The 14,426-nt window shown below is 70.2% G+C and carries 13 protein-coding genes; 10 read left to right on the top strand and 3 right to left on the bottom strand.

Annotated elements, in window-relative coordinates; translation table 11 throughout:
• The first annotated feature begins 199 nt into the window (after nucleotides 1–199).
• From RLT57_RS31825 to RLT57_RS31780, 10 genes are all read left to right on the top strand, one after another.
• Nucleotides 200–745 carry a hypothetical protein gene (locus tag RLT57_RS31825; RefSeq protein ID WP_311301147.1) on the top strand — a complete coding sequence of 182 codons (546 nt, stop codon included), beginning with the start codon at nucleotides 200–202 and terminating at the stop codon, nucleotides 743–745.
• Between the two features lie 149 nt (nucleotides 746–894).
• On the top strand, nucleotides 895–2,124 hold the full coding sequence (locus tag RLT57_RS31820) for a hypothetical protein (RefSeq protein WP_311301146.1): 1,230 nt from the start codon (nucleotides 895–897) through the stop codon (nucleotides 2,122–2,124).
• Nucleotides 2,125–2,254: 130 nt separating this feature from the next.
• A complete protein-coding gene (locus RLT57_RS31815; protein ID WP_311301145.1) occupies nucleotides 2,255–2,992 on the top strand; it encodes a hypothetical protein in 738 nt (245 codons plus the stop codon).
• Nucleotides 2,993–3,150: 158 nt separating this feature from the next.
• Nucleotides 3,151–5,202, top strand: coding sequence for an NAD-dependent DNA ligase LigA (ligA, locus tag RLT57_RS31810; protein WP_311301144.1), 2,052 nt, complete (start codon nucleotides 3,151–3,153; stop codon nucleotides 5,200–5,202).
• Between the two features lie 176 nt (nucleotides 5,203–5,378).
• Nucleotides 5,379–7,139 (top strand): hypothetical protein, encoded by a 1,761-nt coding sequence (locus RLT57_RS31805; RefSeq protein WP_311301143.1) that lies wholly within the window; start codon nucleotides 5,379–5,381, stop codon nucleotides 7,137–7,139.
• Nucleotides 7,140–7,332: 193 nt separating this feature from the next.
• The gene (locus tag RLT57_RS31800) at nucleotides 7,333–7,890 is read left to right on the top strand and encodes a TetR family transcriptional regulator (protein ID WP_311301142.1); all 558 of its coding nucleotides are present in this window, start codon (nucleotides 7,333–7,335) and stop codon (nucleotides 7,888–7,890) included.
• Between the two features lie 52 nt (nucleotides 7,891–7,942).
• The gene (locus RLT57_RS31795) at nucleotides 7,943–8,323 is read left to right on the top strand and encodes a hypothetical protein (RefSeq protein WP_311301141.1); all 381 of its coding nucleotides are present in this window, start codon (nucleotides 7,943–7,945) and stop codon (nucleotides 8,321–8,323) included.
• Nucleotides 8,324–8,417: 94 nt separating this feature from the next.
• On the top strand, nucleotides 8,418–8,774 hold the full coding sequence (locus tag RLT57_RS31790; RefSeq protein ID WP_311301140.1) for a hypothetical protein: 357 nt from the start codon (nucleotides 8,418–8,420) through the stop codon (nucleotides 8,772–8,774).
• A 128-nt stretch (nucleotides 8,775–8,902) separates the two neighbouring features.
• The gene (locus RLT57_RS31785) at nucleotides 8,903–9,898 is read left to right on the top strand and encodes a hypothetical protein (RefSeq protein ID WP_311301139.1); all 996 of its coding nucleotides are present in this window, start codon (nucleotides 8,903–8,905) and stop codon (nucleotides 9,896–9,898) included.
• Nucleotides 9,899–10,010: 112 nt separating this feature from the next.
• Nucleotides 10,011–10,742, top strand: a complete 732-nt coding sequence (locus RLT57_RS31780) for an HNH endonuclease family protein (protein ID WP_311301138.1) — start codon at nucleotides 10,011–10,013, stop codon at nucleotides 10,740–10,742.
• Nucleotides 10,743–11,282: 540 nt separating this feature from the next.
• On the opposite strand, the gene RLT57_RS31775 is transcribed toward RLT57_RS31780, so the two are convergent.
• The 3 genes from RLT57_RS31775 to RLT57_RS31765 form a co-directional block, all read right to left on the bottom strand.
• Nucleotides 11,283–12,452, bottom strand: a complete 1,170-nt coding sequence (locus RLT57_RS31775; RefSeq protein WP_311301137.1) for a hypothetical protein — start codon at nucleotides 12,450–12,452, stop codon at nucleotides 11,283–11,285.
• Between the two features lie 358 nt (nucleotides 12,453–12,810).
• Nucleotides 12,811–13,515 (bottom strand): beta-ketoacyl-ACP reductase, encoded by a 705-nt coding sequence (locus tag RLT57_RS31770; RefSeq protein ID WP_311301136.1) that lies wholly within the window; start codon nucleotides 13,513–13,515, stop codon nucleotides 12,811–12,813.
• 42 nt (nucleotides 13,516–13,557) lie between these two features.
• Complete coding sequence (locus RLT57_RS31765) at nucleotides 13,558–14,418, bottom strand: helix-turn-helix domain-containing protein (protein ID WP_311301223.1); 861 nt, start codon at nucleotides 14,416–14,418, stop codon at nucleotides 13,558–13,560.
• Nucleotides 14,419–14,426: the final 8 nt, after the last annotated feature.

Below are 14,426 nucleotides of genomic sequence, written 5' to 3'. Positions count from 1 at the left end.
GCCGACCGGCGCCCTGCGCGACTCAAGGACGTTTCATAACTCGATAATTGCGTGTAAGGTAGTTGCAGCGGTCGAGGTGAAGGCCTCCCGCCCACCTTGCCCGGCTGCCCACGGACCGAGCCGCACCCTCGGCTCGACACGACGGTCGAGCCAGGACCGATCGTCCCTCCCACCCCAACGCACACTGGAGTGAACCCGCGTGGACACCACCAAGCTCAGCACCGAAGATCAGCACGTCTGGTACCTGGCCACCCTCGGCCGCGAGGCGCTGCTCCGGCAACTGGCCCTCCTCGACATCCCCAGTTCCGTCACGCACGACCCCCTCGGACTTGCCTACTTGGTCGTCCGCGACCTGGGAGTCTCCCGCCCCGACGTACGGCAGGCAACAGAGGCGATCCTGCGCCCGCTCGTCGGCGCTGCGACGTTCTCCGTCGCCCTGGAGGTTCAGGGCGAGCCGGTCGAGCACGCCGGGATCGTCCCGGTCATCGCAGAGCGCAGCGCCGGTTCCGTCACCGGCCAGTACGCCGAACTGATGCTGTTCGATCTCAGCGGCCTGATGAACCGGGGGGCATTCCGGCTCTCCCGGCTGCCCGCGGAGACGCACTGGATCATCGACACGAGTTTCCACCCCTCCGGCGCTCCCGACGCGGAACGGCCTTTCGGCTCGGCGCGGGGCGGCCGTCGGCGCGCCGTACCCAGCCCGGCAGCCGCCGAACTCAACCGTCTCGCCGGGCAGGCGAGATGACGTTGTACGGCATTCCCCCCGCCGGGATGCGCCGCTTCCTTGCTCCTGAGAGCGGTCGGGACCACGCCCGAGTTATCGTTGAAACAGCTCACGCCTGGTGGGGGGAGAACCGCGGCGGAGCCGGTGACAGAGCCGTCACGGTCGGCGTGATGGCGGGACTGGCCCTGTGCGCCCCCAGCGTGCCCGACGGCCCCGACTACGGCCCCTTGCTGATCCCGCTCGGAGACGACGGCATCGTCGAGGCGCTCAGGGCGAGCTGGAACACGTTCTGGACCTTCGACCCCGACCTCACCGAAGCCGCCCGACCTCTCCACGCATGGCTCCGTGAGCCCAGCGACGAAGACGTCCGCGGGCTGGCGGACTACGCCCGCGTCCTCATCCGTGCCGGGCTCCTTGAGTACTGCAGCGACGCCGCCCGCGCCGAGTCAGACGACATTCTCGGTCTGATGATCACGCGGATGCGCAGCTACACGGAACGGCAGAGCACCGGCGAATTCTTCACACCCCCGATCGCCGCCGACAACGTCGGCGAGATCACCCTTGCCACCGGCCTGGAACCCGGCGCCCTCCTCCTGGAACCCGGCACCGGCACCGGCACCGGCACCGGCACCATGGCCCGGGCCGCTGCCGCCGCCATGCGGGTCTACGGCATGGACCCGGGCAGCTACCGGTGGTGGCTCAACGATCTCGACGAGCTCAACGATGGCGTGCTGCGCGGTCAACGCCCGACTGTTGAGGCTCGGCCCTCAGGTGACGGTCTCCTGCGCCGACTCCCTTCGAGAGCCCGGGGTGCTGGAGGTGTCAGCACACTCACGGAGCGAGAAGGCGAGGGCCGAGCAGAGGCGTCGCCCCGTGCTGTACCCGACGGAATCCCGCTCCCCCTACTGGCCGTACTGAGCGGGCCGGCCGCCGCTTCGGCAAGTGGCGGCCGGCAGCCCGAGCACCGTCATCCGAACCCGCCGACCCGATCCCTTCCCGTGAACGGAGCACACATGACCATCAACTCGACGCCCCCGCCGGCCGTCTGCACGGAGGTCCCGGACCCGCAGGGCCGCGGCACCGTCCTTCAGGTCGTCTACGCCCATCACCTCGACGGCGAGACCCTGGCAATGAGGCTGTTCGACGCCTACTGCCACCGGCCGGAGAACGGTGACGCGCTCCCGGACGAGGTCCCGGCCCACACCGTGATGGAACTGCTCGGCGCGCAGGGCGCCCACTGCGCGGAGGGGTGGCACGTCTCGGCGAACGAGCCCACCCAGGAGGCATGGAGCGAGGTCTGGCCCTGGGCCCAGGCGCAAGTTCGCCGCCTCTTCCCGTCACTGACCTGGAGCGTCGAACCCGAGCGCCGGATCGCCTTGCCCTGGGACGCCGACAAGTAGGGGCAGTTCCATCTGAGGGGTCACGACATCCAGGCGTTGCATATCTCTATATTCTCTTGTACTGTAGTTCTCGTCAGTCCGCGTCGGCATCGTCCCCGCGCCCCTCCCCCCTTCCATCAGGAGCCGAACCGTGAAGCGCAGTCTGCGTCGCCACATCGAGTCCGCCGTCAACAGGACCTGGACCAGGGGTCATCGGTTCGACCGAGGGACCGTCGGAGTGGCGCTCCTCTTTCCCCGGGACGCCTTCGCGGGCGCCCCGACCTGGACTCCCGGCCCGGGGTTTCACGCGCTGAACAACGACGGCCCGACCAACACCACCTTCCTCCGGGACAACGCCGACGGCACGCAGACCGTCGTCGTCCCCGGGCTTCACGCCGAGGGCGCTTCCAAGGACGGAGGTCCCTGGACGGAGGACGAGGTATGGACCGTCACCGCGCCCGTTGACGACTTCGACGGCTGCGGACTCGGCAACGCGGCGCACGGCATCACCGCCATGCGCCAGGTGCCGCACGCCGTCATCGTCCGGGAGGACTACGCCACCCACCCCCTGGCGGCGGTGGATGCCTACTGGAGGGAGTTCGAACGGACCTGGGGGTTTGTGCCCTCCGGCGAACACCGTTGCCAGGGCTGGCCGTTCGGCCAGGACCGGGCATGGGCCTACTTCATCTGCCGTCCGGACACCGCCTGGGACAGCGACAACGAAACCGCCCTTCTGGACGTGACAGTGAAGATCGCCCGCCACTTCGGCGCGAAGGCCAGGGTCTACCCGTACAGCCTCGCGGCCCGGGAAGTCACCGGCCCGCTGGGCAACACCTACTACGAGACCCACATCGGGACCGTGTACCGGCGGCTCCATCCCGACTGGTAGGTGCGCGGCCCGTCCCGGGCAAGGGGTGCTGCCGCGCCAGCGGCAGCACCCTCACCAAGAACACGGCGCCAGGTGGCGGCGGCCCAGCACTCGGCATCCCGCCTCGCGGCTTCCACCGGCGCCCGACATTGTCAGTCCCCCACGAGAGGATCACCCTCATGACGACCCTTCCCGCCGTTGAGGCGGTGACCAGCCGCGCCGCGTACGAGGCCGCGCTCCAGCGCCTGAGCGAGGCATCGCAGGCGTACTACGCCGCCGGCGACAGCCCGCTGGACGATGTCACGTACGACCAGCTCAGGCTGGCCGTCCTGGCCTGGGAGGCGCAGCACCCCGAGGACGCAGCCGAATCGCCGTCCGGCCTGGTCGCCGACGGTGCGGCGCCGGTCGGCGATGTCGCGCACACCATCCGACTGTTGAGCCTGGACAACGTCTTCGACGCCGAGGGCCTGGTCACCTGGGGGACATCCCTCCAGCGGCGCCTGGGCCGCGCCCCTGTCGGCGGTTTCACCGTCGAGCCGAAGATCGACGGTGCTGCCATCGCCGCCCGCTACCAGGCCGGCCGCCTGACACGGATCATCACCCGCGGCGACGGGAGCCACGGCGAGGACATCAGCCACGTCATCGGCCAGATCGACGGCCTTCCCGAGCACCTTCCGGTACCGGCCACGGTGGAGGTCCGGGGCGAAGTCGTCTTCACCCAGGAGCAGTTCGAGACGGCCAACGCCGTACGGACCGCCCACGGCGCGCAGGTCTTCGCCAACCCGCGCAACGGCGCCGCCGGGACTCTGCGCGCGAAGGACCGGCCCTACCGCCTCCAGTTGACGTTCTGGGCCTACGGTGCGGTCGGGCTGGCCGGGGAGCCGTTCCTGCCCTCCGGGGCCACACACGCCGAGATCCTGGCGGCCGTGTCCGAAGCCGGGGTGCAGACGACCGCGGCCACAGCGGCAGGGCTCCACATCGTCGCCGACCTCGCCGAAGCGCAGCAGAGGGTTGACGAGATCGCCGCCCTCCGTGCGGAACTGCCGTTCGGTATCGACGGCGTGGTGATCAAGGTCAACGACGCGGGCGAGCAGCAGGCCGCAGGGATCGGCAGCCGGTTCCCGCACTGGGCGATCGCCGTCAAGCTGCCCGCGGTCGAACGGCAGACCGTGCTGAAGGACGTGGTGTGGGAGGTCGGGCGCACCGGCGTGCTCGCCCCGACCGCGGTGCTCGTTCCCGTCGAGATCGACGGCTCCACCGTGACACGGGCGACGCTGCACAACCCCGCGGACATCCGGCGGCGCGATCTCCACCTCGGCGACACGGTCACCGTCTACAAGGCCGGGGACATCATCCCGCGCGTCCAGGGCGCGGTCGTCCCGCTCCGCCCGGCGGACGCCAAGGAGGTACCCCTTCCTGCGGAGTGCCCCAACTGCGGTGGACCGATCGACCGGCGGCAGGAGCGGTGGCGGTGCGCGAAGGGCACGGCGTGCGCGCTTCCGGCGCTGATCGAGTACGCCGCCGGGCGGGAGATGCTCGACCTCGACGGCCTGGGCAAGACGTACGTGAAGGCCCTGGTCGAGTCCGGTGTCGTCACGGACGTTGCCGACCTGTTCGCGCTCTCCCTCGACCAGCTCACGGCGGCGACCAGCAGCGCCAAGCGGGCCGCCAAGCTCGCCGAGCAGATCGAGTCGGCGAAGGAACGGCCGCTCAGCCGCGTCTTCTGCGCCCTAGGCGTGCTGGGCACCGGTCGCAGCATGTCCCGCCGGATCGCCGGGCACTTCGGGACGATGGAGAACATCCGGCAGGCCGACGCCACGGCTCTACAGGAGGTGGAAGGCATCGGTCCGGAGAAGGCGCCGGTGATCGTCGAGCAGGTCGCCGCCCTGGCCCCGGTCATCGACAAGCTCGTCGGTGCCGGGGTGAACATGATCGAGCCGCAGGAAGCCTCCCAAGCGCCCGGCGGGGGTCCGCTGTCCGGGAAGATCGTGGTGGTGACCGGCAAGATGACCGGCCCGCTGGAAGGCTGGGGACGTGACGCGATGAACGCGCTGATCGAGAAGGCCGGCGGCCGTCCCGGCAGCAGTGTCAGCGCCAAGACCTCCCTTCTGGTCGCGGCGCCGGCCGCAGGCGGCAAGCCCAGTTCGAAGGCCGTCAAGGCCGCGGAACTGGGGGTGGAAGTCCTCTCTCCGGATGCCTTCGCGGTCCTCGTGTCGGACTACCTGGACTGATCCGGCGCGGCCCGGGGACGCACCAGCGGGTGCGTTCCCGGGCTCTCGCCTGTGAATCACTGGACGACCCCTCCGGGGCGTTGCATATCTCTATGATTGGGTGTACTTTCAATATGTCGCCCCGGACAGCAACGGCTGCGACTCCTCCAGACTCCTGACTCCCAGGCGGGATTACCATGTTTTCGCATCTGCCCGATGTACCCGAATCCGAGCCGCCGGCGAGTGCGACCGCCGCCGCCAAGATGCCGGGCGCGGCCTCCGGTGAGCTCAGCATCCTCACCGAACTGCAGTTCCGCCTCTACAAGGAGCTCCACGCCGCGGCGGGCAAGCTGGTCCGTCCGCCGGCCCGTCCGGATACGCAGTCCTCGGACCTCGCGCGGCTGTCGGCGGTGATGAAGGAGATCACCGGCCACTCCGAGACCTTCAGCGTTCTGTGGCAGGCATACAGCCATCTGGCGAACGCGGCTCTGGCCGACGGACGGGTGAACGACCGGCTGCTCGCGATGTCGGGCGTGCAGCACGGACCGGGCGGATCGCTGCTCAAGCGCCTGCTTCGCTTCGCCGCTGCCGACGTTCCGGCCCGCAGTGCGCAGCGGTACATCGCCGATTTCCTTGAGATCGCGGACGACGAGACCGTGCGCGCGACCCTGTCGCAGATCGCCGGCATGGAGTGGGCAGTCGACCCGGACGACGCACACCAGATCATGACCATGGACACCACCGACGGTGTCGTCACCGATGTCCAGGAGGAGGTGCGCCGGTTCCGCACCCTCCTTCATCTCGACGCCGACTCGGGCACGCCCACAGGCGCCTGCCTCGCCAGCGCTGAGCATTCGGCCTGGGGCCCGCTCGACTGGCACCGGATCCAGACCTGGCGGCGCCGCTATGTGGCCGCGCACACCGCGAACATCGACTGGGCCATGACGAAGGCCACGGTGTACCGCAAGGGGCGCGAGCCGCTGGCTCCCTACTGGCACCCGGGGGGCCTGGAAGCGGCTGTCGTCACCCAGCTCCGGCAGGAGGCGGACCGGGCCGCGTCCGCCCGGCTGGTGCAGATCACCGACTCGGTGGCCCAGCTGGCGCTGCGGCGGGTCGAGCGACGCGCCGGCCGGCAGACGACTCCGTTCGACCCGCGCCATCTCCCCTCGGGCGGCCGGGGGATGCTGTTCCTCGACACCCCCTTCACGCTGCCGCTGCCCACTGGCCAACGCATCGTCGGTTACGTGTGGGGACCGTGGGCTCCCGCACTGGAGGAGGGGTGGGGGCGCCTGGGGGCCGGCCGGGATCTGAAGCCGCTGGCGATCCCGCAGGGCGGAACGCCATGGACCTGGGTGACTCCCCTGACGTGCGACCAGTCGCTGCTGTCGCTTCCCTTCTCGCCCTACAGCACGCTGCTGCTGCGCCCCGGAGACGTCCTGGAGCCGGCGGCCCGGCTGCGCGATCCGGAGCACCCCGACCGGCATCGCGCGGGAACAGGGCGGCTGGCGCGCGAGGAGCTGCTGATCCGGCATGTGCGCAGCCTCTGGGAGCTGCTGACGCAGCACAAGCGATCCTCGGTGCACGTCCTGGCCGAAGAGGTTCATACGGCCAAGCCGCGCGACCAGCGTTCCGACCGCCGCCGTGGGATCACCGATTCGGGGCACGTCACCACGGTGTGGGTGGACCCGGACGCCGGTGAACGCTACCGGGCGCAGCGCCGCAGCGAAGGGGGGTCCGGGTACAAGCTGAAGGTGCGGTACTGGCGGGGCGAGCACGAGCGTCAGCAGTGCCCCAACCCGCGCAAGCACGCCGAGCGCCTGGCCGAGGGCGGCTGCACCCACGACGAGATCACCATCCCCGAGCACCCCGTGGGGCCCGCAGGGGCTCCGTGGTCCGACCAGGTGCTCCGGGCCCGGAGCCGGAGGCCGCGGAGCACGTCCGTGGTCGAAGAGCCCTAGCCGTTGCGTTGCATATCTCGAAAATGACGTGTAGTCTGATTACTAGTTAGGGCGGCGAAGCCCGGCGCTGACCCGGCCGCCGCCCTCCCCAACCACCCCGATCCAGGAGAAGACCGTGCCCTCCTCTGTCCTGACCCGCTCAAACGACGCCCGTGTGCCCGGCGCACGGGGCCTCCGGACCCGGAAGCACATCGTGAGCACAGCGCTCGGGCTTCTGGGCGAGCAGTCCTACCGCGACGTCACCGCCGTGGAGATCGCCCGAGCTGCGGGCACTTCACCTGCCACCCTTTACCAGTACTTCGCGGGTGTCGACGAGATCGTTCTCGACGCCGTGGAGAACGTCGCCCAGGCGACGGCCATGGCACTCAGCGAGTTCGCGGACGGCACGTGGGCCACGAAGGGCCTGCCGGGAGCCGAGCAGCTCGTCGTCTCCGTGTTGGACTGCTGGAGCGAGCACAAGACGGTCCTCCGAATCGTCACGGCTGTGGCGGCCGAAGTCGATCCGCGTTTCGTCCAGGCGTTCAAGTCCGTCACCCGGCCTGTCACCCGTGCGCTGGCCTCGGCCGTCAGTCGGCCTATGCCGTCGGCGTCCGCCCGTACGGCTCTCGTTCACCACCTCGTGGTGATGCTCGTCTCCTCCGCCGGTGCTCAACAGCGATCGGCTCTGACGGCGGGGCTGAGCGGCAAGGCGCAGCGCGACGCGCTCGTGCAGCTCGTGCACGCGTTCGTGGCCGCTCCCGACGGCGGGTGACCGCCGCTCCGCTTCCGCTCCAACCGGCTTCTACCTACCTCCGGGGGACTCTGTGTTCAGCCTCGACTCACTTTTCATCGGCTTTGCCCTCGGCGTGACCGTCGCCTTCCTTGCGATCCGCTCCCGACAGCGCCGCCGCCGCGTGGTGCTGCCACCGTCGGTGCGGACGGCGAGCCCTGAACTCGTCGCGATGTTCACGCTCGTCGTGGCTGAGCAGTTCCCCGAGGGCTTGCACTGCGCCTACGCGACCGTCAGCGTCTGGGAGCGCAACGCGCCCGACACCTTCGCTTACCTCTATCCGGCCCCCGGACCGTCTCTCGGCTGCGTGCGGCTTGATGCCGCCGAGGGTCCGGTCAGCGCGGCGGCCGCCCGGATGCTGGCCGAGATGGATCTTCCGGCCGGTGTCCTGATGGTTCCCCTCGTCGGTCGCTGACGCACGGACTGTCAGTGCCGCCCGCCACGATGATCACACCGGAAGGCTGCCCGTCACCGGGCGGCCTTCCCCTTCCAGCGCTCCCGGAGAAGTCATGACGTCCATCGGCACCGCCCGCCACTTCCAGCCCCACGGCACGCCCGGCCACGTCTGCCGTGCCCACAACCGGGCCGTCCTGGCCCCGACGGTCGCACTCGAAGCCCTACGCAAGGGCCTGGGTCCCGACCTGACGAACGCCCAACTCGACCAGTGCGCGACGGCGGCGGATCGCGCACCTCTGTCGGACACTTCCCGAGCGGCGGTTCGCACCGCCCTCCAGCCCGCCCTTTCGGCCGATGACGCGCCCGAGGTCGTCCTCGAACGGCTGTTCAACCTCCCGCCTGGCCACCCCTTGCGGATCCGCAGGGGCGATCAGGAGTACTTCCTCGTCCCCATTCCGCTCACGCTGTAGACGAGAGATCAGAGCAGGCGCCGACCACAGGTCTGACCAGCCCGGAACTGTGGTCGGGCCTCGCTCCGAAGCCGTTTTGGCATGATCCCCGTCGACCGAGAATTCGACACCCGTTCCCAGGGGGAATCATGTCCATCACGCTCGTCCGCCGGCCGCTGCCGGCCGTGCTCGCCGCCGCCGCGCTCGCCGTCTGCGGTCTCATCTCCGGCTGCTCCGCCTCGGACCACGCACCGGGAGACGGTCGCCCGAGCAGCCGCGCGGCCGGGCCACGGTCCTCCTCAGCGCAACTACCGGACGGGATCAGCCCGATGGGGGCCGAGCATCCGGTCGCCGCAGGCGCGTGGGCGCTGAAGGTGCAGGGCTTCGAGCGGCTGCCCGCCGGCGCGGCGGCTTCGCAGGCTCCGGCCGGCTGGAGCCTCTACGCGGCCCGGCTGACCGTGACGAACCAGCGTTCCCAGATCGCCACCGCTCCGCGTACCGAACTGACCGCCCGCTTCGGCGCGCTCGGCCGTCAGGCCAAGCCCGAGGACGCCACAACGAGGCAGCCGGGAGACGACGAACCGGTGCGCGTGCGCCCGAACGGCTCGGTCACCACGCAGATCGCGTTCGCCTTCCCGGCCGAGGCCGGCGGCCAGCGGGTCACCGTGACCGCGGAGACCACGCCGGAGGGGCTGGCCGAACCGGAGTTGCTGTTCTTCGAAGGCGCCCTGCCCGGTCGCGCCACGGTCGCCGCTTCCGAGACGCCGCAGGCGGCCGGGCCGTTGAGAACGGGCAGTACGCCGCTGGGCCAGTGGCACGCCGGCTCGCTCCGCCTCTCGACGGTATCCGTGACCGGCAGCGGCACCATGCGAACCGCCGAACTCGACTTGAGCGTGGCGAACCGCGGTGCCGACCCGATGACCGGCTTCGGCACCACCCTGCGCGTCTTCACCGGCCAGGACCTGCACCTGGCTGCCACGATCCACCCGGTGTACGGCTACCCCGACGCCGCCATCGCCCCTCACCGCACTGCCACCCAGACCGTCGCCTTTCGCATCCCGCAGTCCGCCGTCGGAGGCCTTGTGACCATCGAGGCCGTCGGCACGGACGGAGCCCGCGTGCCCTTCGAGGGCCGGCTCGGCTGAGCTGAACGGGATTCGTCCCGGCAATCTGCGGCGCGGTGTCACACGGACGTTGCCCTCGGCACCTGTAGGAGGTGACGGAGCTCTTCACGAACGATATGAACGGGAACACGACATGGCTCACCGACCCCACCGCCTCGTTGCGGCCGGCCTCGTACTGGCCGGCGCCCTGGCCTCCGCCGCCTGTGACCCGCTGGCGGTCTCGACTACGGGTGACTCCGTCCCGGCACGCGCGGCCGCCGGCCCCGCCGGCCAGGCCGCGACGGCTCAGCTCGACGCCCTGCCCGTGCAGGCTCACTCCTCCCTTGCCGGCTACTCCCGCGCGGAGTTCGGGCCGGCCTGGAGCGACGAGGGGACCGTCGAGCTGGCACAGAATCACTGCCCGACGCGCGACGACATCTTGTTCCGCGACCTCTCGAACACCGTCCGCGAGAAGGACGGCTGCACCGTCGTCTCCGGCGTTCTCCACGACCGGTACACGGGCAAGTCCATCTCGTTCCACCGCGGTCGAAGCACCTCGCTCGCGGTCCAGATCGACCACATCGTGCCCCTCGGCCTTGCCTGGCAGTCCGGCGCCCGGAATCTCACTGCATCCCAGCGCCTGAACCTGGCCAACGACCCGGACAATTTGATCGCGACCGACGGCCCGACGAACGCCGCCAAAGGCGCCAAGGACGCCTCCCAGTGGCTGCCCCCACGCAACGACGCGCGCTGCTGGTACGCATCGGCGCAGGTACGCGTCAAGGCGAAGTACCGGCTGTCGGTGTCCCGGGCGGAGAAGCAGGCGCTCGGGCAGGCGTTGGAGTCCTGCCCCGCGTCCGGCCTGGACGCCAAGGGGGCGCGATGAGCATCCGGGAGCCGGCCCCCTTCGACGGCAGCGAACAACGCGGGAGCAGGTCCGGCGTGAGGCGGCCCCCTTCTTCCGCTGCGCGGAGGAGAGAAGTGCGCAGTGACGCGGCGAGCAGGCGGCCCGAACGGTGGAGCGAGGCCCATCCGGACGCCTTCGCGGTTCTGAAACGCTCGTACGCGGTGATCGGGCACAGCGCCGTGCTCATGGTGCTGAGCCTGAGCCTGATCGGGACGGCGCTGACGGTGAACCACCTGCACCTTGCGGTGTGGCTCGTCGAGCCGGCGGTGCGCCTGGTTGCGAGTCTCGGAGCGATGGGGTGCGGCGGAGTTGCCCTGTGGCGGGTGACCGGTGCACTGTGGCGGGGGTTCCGCGCTGTCCTGGGCACTCGGCGATCCGGCCGGGGACGCCGGGGCGGGAGCGATCTCCCATCTCGCACCGCCGCATCCGATGCAGGCGGGGCACCCGGTCCGATAGGCCGAACGTGACGGGTCGTCCGAGAGCCGGCCACCGGCGCGTACGGCCTGTGCGCGGTCGATGTCACCACGGTGTCCCCTCCCTGGTGTCGCAGATCGTCTCCCACTCGGCGAACGTGGCGCAGTCCTGGGCGCTCCGCCCGCGCCAGGCTCGTTCGGCCTGCTGGAGAGAGGCAAGGATCCGGTCGCGGATGACGAAGCCGGGCACCTCGGGCCCGGAGGGTTCGGCGGGACGGGGCAGGGACTCGCGCAGTTGCTCCACGGCCTTGCGGAAGGCCAGGTTGGGCGGCACCCCGGTGATGGCCGGGGACGCGTCGTCGAGACCGTGGTCTTCACCAGGGCCGTCAGTGCTGGCGGATTCACGGGAGCGCGCCAGGATCAGCGCAGCGGGGGACGCGGGCCGGCCGGGCACCCACCACGCCATCAGCTCGGCGGCGATGTCCTCCGCGGACCGGCCGGCGCTGATCCAGGGCCGCAGGGCGAAGGCCAGGCGCCGCAGTTGCTCGGCCTGGGTCCAGGGCACCAGTGGACGTATCCGGGCGGCGATGGACACCGCGCATGCGGCCTGCTGTGGGTTTGCGCGGAAGGGCTCGGGGACGTGCACGGGTTGGCGCGGGCGCTGGCGCCCGGACCGACGTGCGGTGTTGTTGTTCTTCCCCTCTACCTGAGCTGTACGTCGTTGGTGGTTAGTCCTACGGGAAGGGGCGTCACGGCGTCGGTGCAGGCGGGCGCGACGCCGGGCGTCGGCGATGGCCAGTTCGCGGCCACGCTCGGTGAACCCGACATGCCGGGCCTGATAGCCGCGCCCACGGATGCGATGCCCGACCGCGTCGTCCCAGGCGCGGGGTACGACGACTGCGTAGATGGTTGCGGTGCCTGCCCATTCACCGCTGCCGGCGGGGCGGGTGTTGGTGCGTGAGCCGTGTTCGGCCCAGACGAGGAGGCCGATTTCGCGCAGTACGGCGACGTGGCGTTCCAAGGTCCTGCGGCTGATGCGTAGGCGTCTCCACATCGGCTCGCGGCTGTAGGCGACGTGACCGTCGGTGTTCAGGCGGTGCGCGAGGTCGTGGGCGACGCGCAGTGTCGTGGGGCTGGCCCGGGGGTGCAGCCCGGCCTCGACGGCCCAGGTGCACGCGCGCAGGAACTCGGATCGGCGCGTACGGCGGGACGCGGTCGTGCCGACCTCCTGATCCGCATGGTCGCGAATGAGGGCGAATTGCCTGTTCTCGGGCATTCGGGGTTGTCCTGGTGCAGGGCACGGTGGTGCGGCGACTTCTTGGACCGGTGCGCGGGCATGCTGCATCATGGGCAGGGCACGCCCTCCTTTCGGGCATGCGACGGCCCCGCCTCGGTGGGGCCGGGTTCTTCGGGAACCAAGTGATCCGCCCTGGCAGGGGCGGTGTTGCCCGGTCATTGACCGGGTTCTTCACCGGGCGAGCTGGACACTCGCGCGGTGGTGGCAGGGATGCGGCGGCCGAGGCCGAGGTGCTGGACACACCTGATGCCTCTTGGCCGTGGGGCGGCCCCGGGGGACTGCTCCCTCTGTCAGGTCAATTCGCGCATCGGACTCCTGGGGTGGGTGTTCATGGGGTTCAGTGCCCCATGCCGGCTCCGCCGTCGACCGGGACAACGGCACCGGTGATGTAGGCGGCCTCCTCGGAGGCAAGGAAGGCGACGGTCGCTGCGATCTCCTCCGGCCGGGCCAACCGGCCGAGCGGGATCTGGCTCTTGAGGTGCTCACGCTGCTCGTCGCTGAGCTTCTCGCTCATGGAGGTCTCGGTCAGGCCCGGCGCGACGACGTTGAAGGTGATGTTGCGCGAGCCCAGTTCGCGGGCCATGGAACGCGCGAAGCCGACGAGGCCGGCCTTGGACGCGGCGTAGTTGGCCTGGCCGCTCTCCCCGCGTAGCGCGACGGCGGAGGAGATGAGGACGACGCGGCCCTTCTTCGCACGCAGCATCCCGCGGGTGGCGCGCTTGGTGATGCGGAACGCCCCGGTCAGGTTGGTGTCGATGACCGAGGTGAAGTCGTCCTCGGTCATGCGCATCAGGAGCTGGTCCTTGGTGACGCCGGCGTTGGCGATCAGGACCTCGACGGGGCCGTGCTGCTCCTCGACCTGTTTGAAGGCGACGTCCACCTGCTCGGTGTCGGTGATGTCGCAGTGGACGGCCAGGAGCCCCTCCGGCGGCTCGCCCGAGCGGTAGGTGACAGCGACGCGGTCACCCGCGGCCGCGAGGTGGCGGGCGATGGCCAGGCCTATGCCGCGATTGCCGCCGGTGATCAGGACTGAACGGGACACGGAGTGCCTTTCTGCTGTGCTTTGCGGTGGTCCTGTAGTCAATCAGCCCGCCCGGCGGCTGCCTGAACGCGTCAACAGGCCGCTCATCGCGGCCGCGCTGTCCATCACCGCGTCGACGTAGCGGGACCGGGTGGACGGGCGTTTCATCTGGGAGTCGGCCGCGAGGAGAGCCACGCAACCCGCGACCGCCGAGCCGAACCACACCGGTGCGGCGATCATGCTGCGGTTCGGAATCGGCGCGGCGCCGACTATGTGACCTTCCTCACGGATGCAGGTTATGTCGATCTTGGAGCCAGTTTCGGGCCCGAGGCAGGCCAGGATCGCGAGACCAGCGGCGTCCGCGTCCAAGGGGGCGGCCTCAAGGTTGCGCTGTACAACTTCCGACGCTGCGAGCACTTCTTCGCCGTGCGCACCGTATGCCCGTTCTGCACAGATTCTCATCGGTATACCGATCAGATGCGGTCGATAAACGAGTGCGATCTGGCCTGTTCTCGACTGTAGTGTGACGAGCTCAGCCCTCACAGCAGGCGAGGGCTGGCCGGCCGGAGACGGCTGAGCGGATGCGAGAGATCGAGGGGTGTTGTGCAGCGCGTCGACCAGCGCGTACCGAGCGCGTGGCCCTCGTTGCTCGACAGCGCCTTCGCGTACGAGCGCCTGCAAGTACCGGTGGACGGTCGGCGAAGGCAGGCCGCACGACTCGGCGATCGCGGCCAGCGGCTGCTCCTGCGGACCGAGGCGGATCAACGCCCTGAGCACCGCCATGGTGCGTGCCACGCTTCCGCCGGTGCGGTCCGACGGGACGCCAACAGGGTGCAGCAACGCGAACTCCCCCTCGCGATCGGGGACCGTCGCGTCTCCCACAACGCGCATTCGATCCGGTGGCCGATCTTTCCCGGCCGCCATCTGCGTCA

Origin of the sequence: Streptomyces sp. ITFR-21, from assembly GCF_031844685.1 — a bacterium.
Classification (GTDB): domain Bacteria; phylum Actinomycetota; class Actinomycetes; order Streptomycetales; family Streptomycetaceae; genus Actinacidiphila.
This window is presented reverse-complemented; position numbering and strand designations above follow the sequence as displayed.

Coding starts and splice junctions, on each gene's coding strand:
- RLT57_RS31785 (WP_311301139.1), top strand. CDS start 8,903: ATGTCCATCACGCTCGTCCGCCGGCCGCTGCCGGCCGTGCTCGCCGCC.
- ligA (WP_311301144.1), top strand. CDS start 3,151: ATGACGACCCTTCCCGCCGTTGAGGCGGTGACCAGCCGCGCCGCGTAC.
- RLT57_RS31805 (WP_311301143.1), top strand. CDS start 5,379: ATGTTTTCGCATCTGCCCGATGTACCCGAATCCGAGCCGCCGGCGAGT.
- RLT57_RS31790 (WP_311301140.1), top strand. CDS start 8,418: ATGACGTCCATCGGCACCGCCCGCCACTTCCAGCCCCACGGCACGCCC.
- RLT57_RS31820 (WP_311301146.1), top strand. CDS start 895: ATGGCGGGACTGGCCCTGTGCGCCCCCAGCGTGCCCGACGGCCCCGAC.
- RLT57_RS31780 (WP_311301138.1), top strand. CDS start 10,011: ATGGCTCACCGACCCCACCGCCTCGTTGCGGCCGGCCTCGTACTGGCC.
- RLT57_RS31765 (WP_311301223.1), bottom strand. CDS start 14,418: ATGGCGGCCGGGAAAGATCGGCCACCGGATCGAATGCGCGTTGTGGGA.
- RLT57_RS31775 (WP_311301137.1), bottom strand. CDS start 12,452: ATGCCCGAGAACAGGCAATTCGCCCTCATTCGCGACCATGCGGATCAG.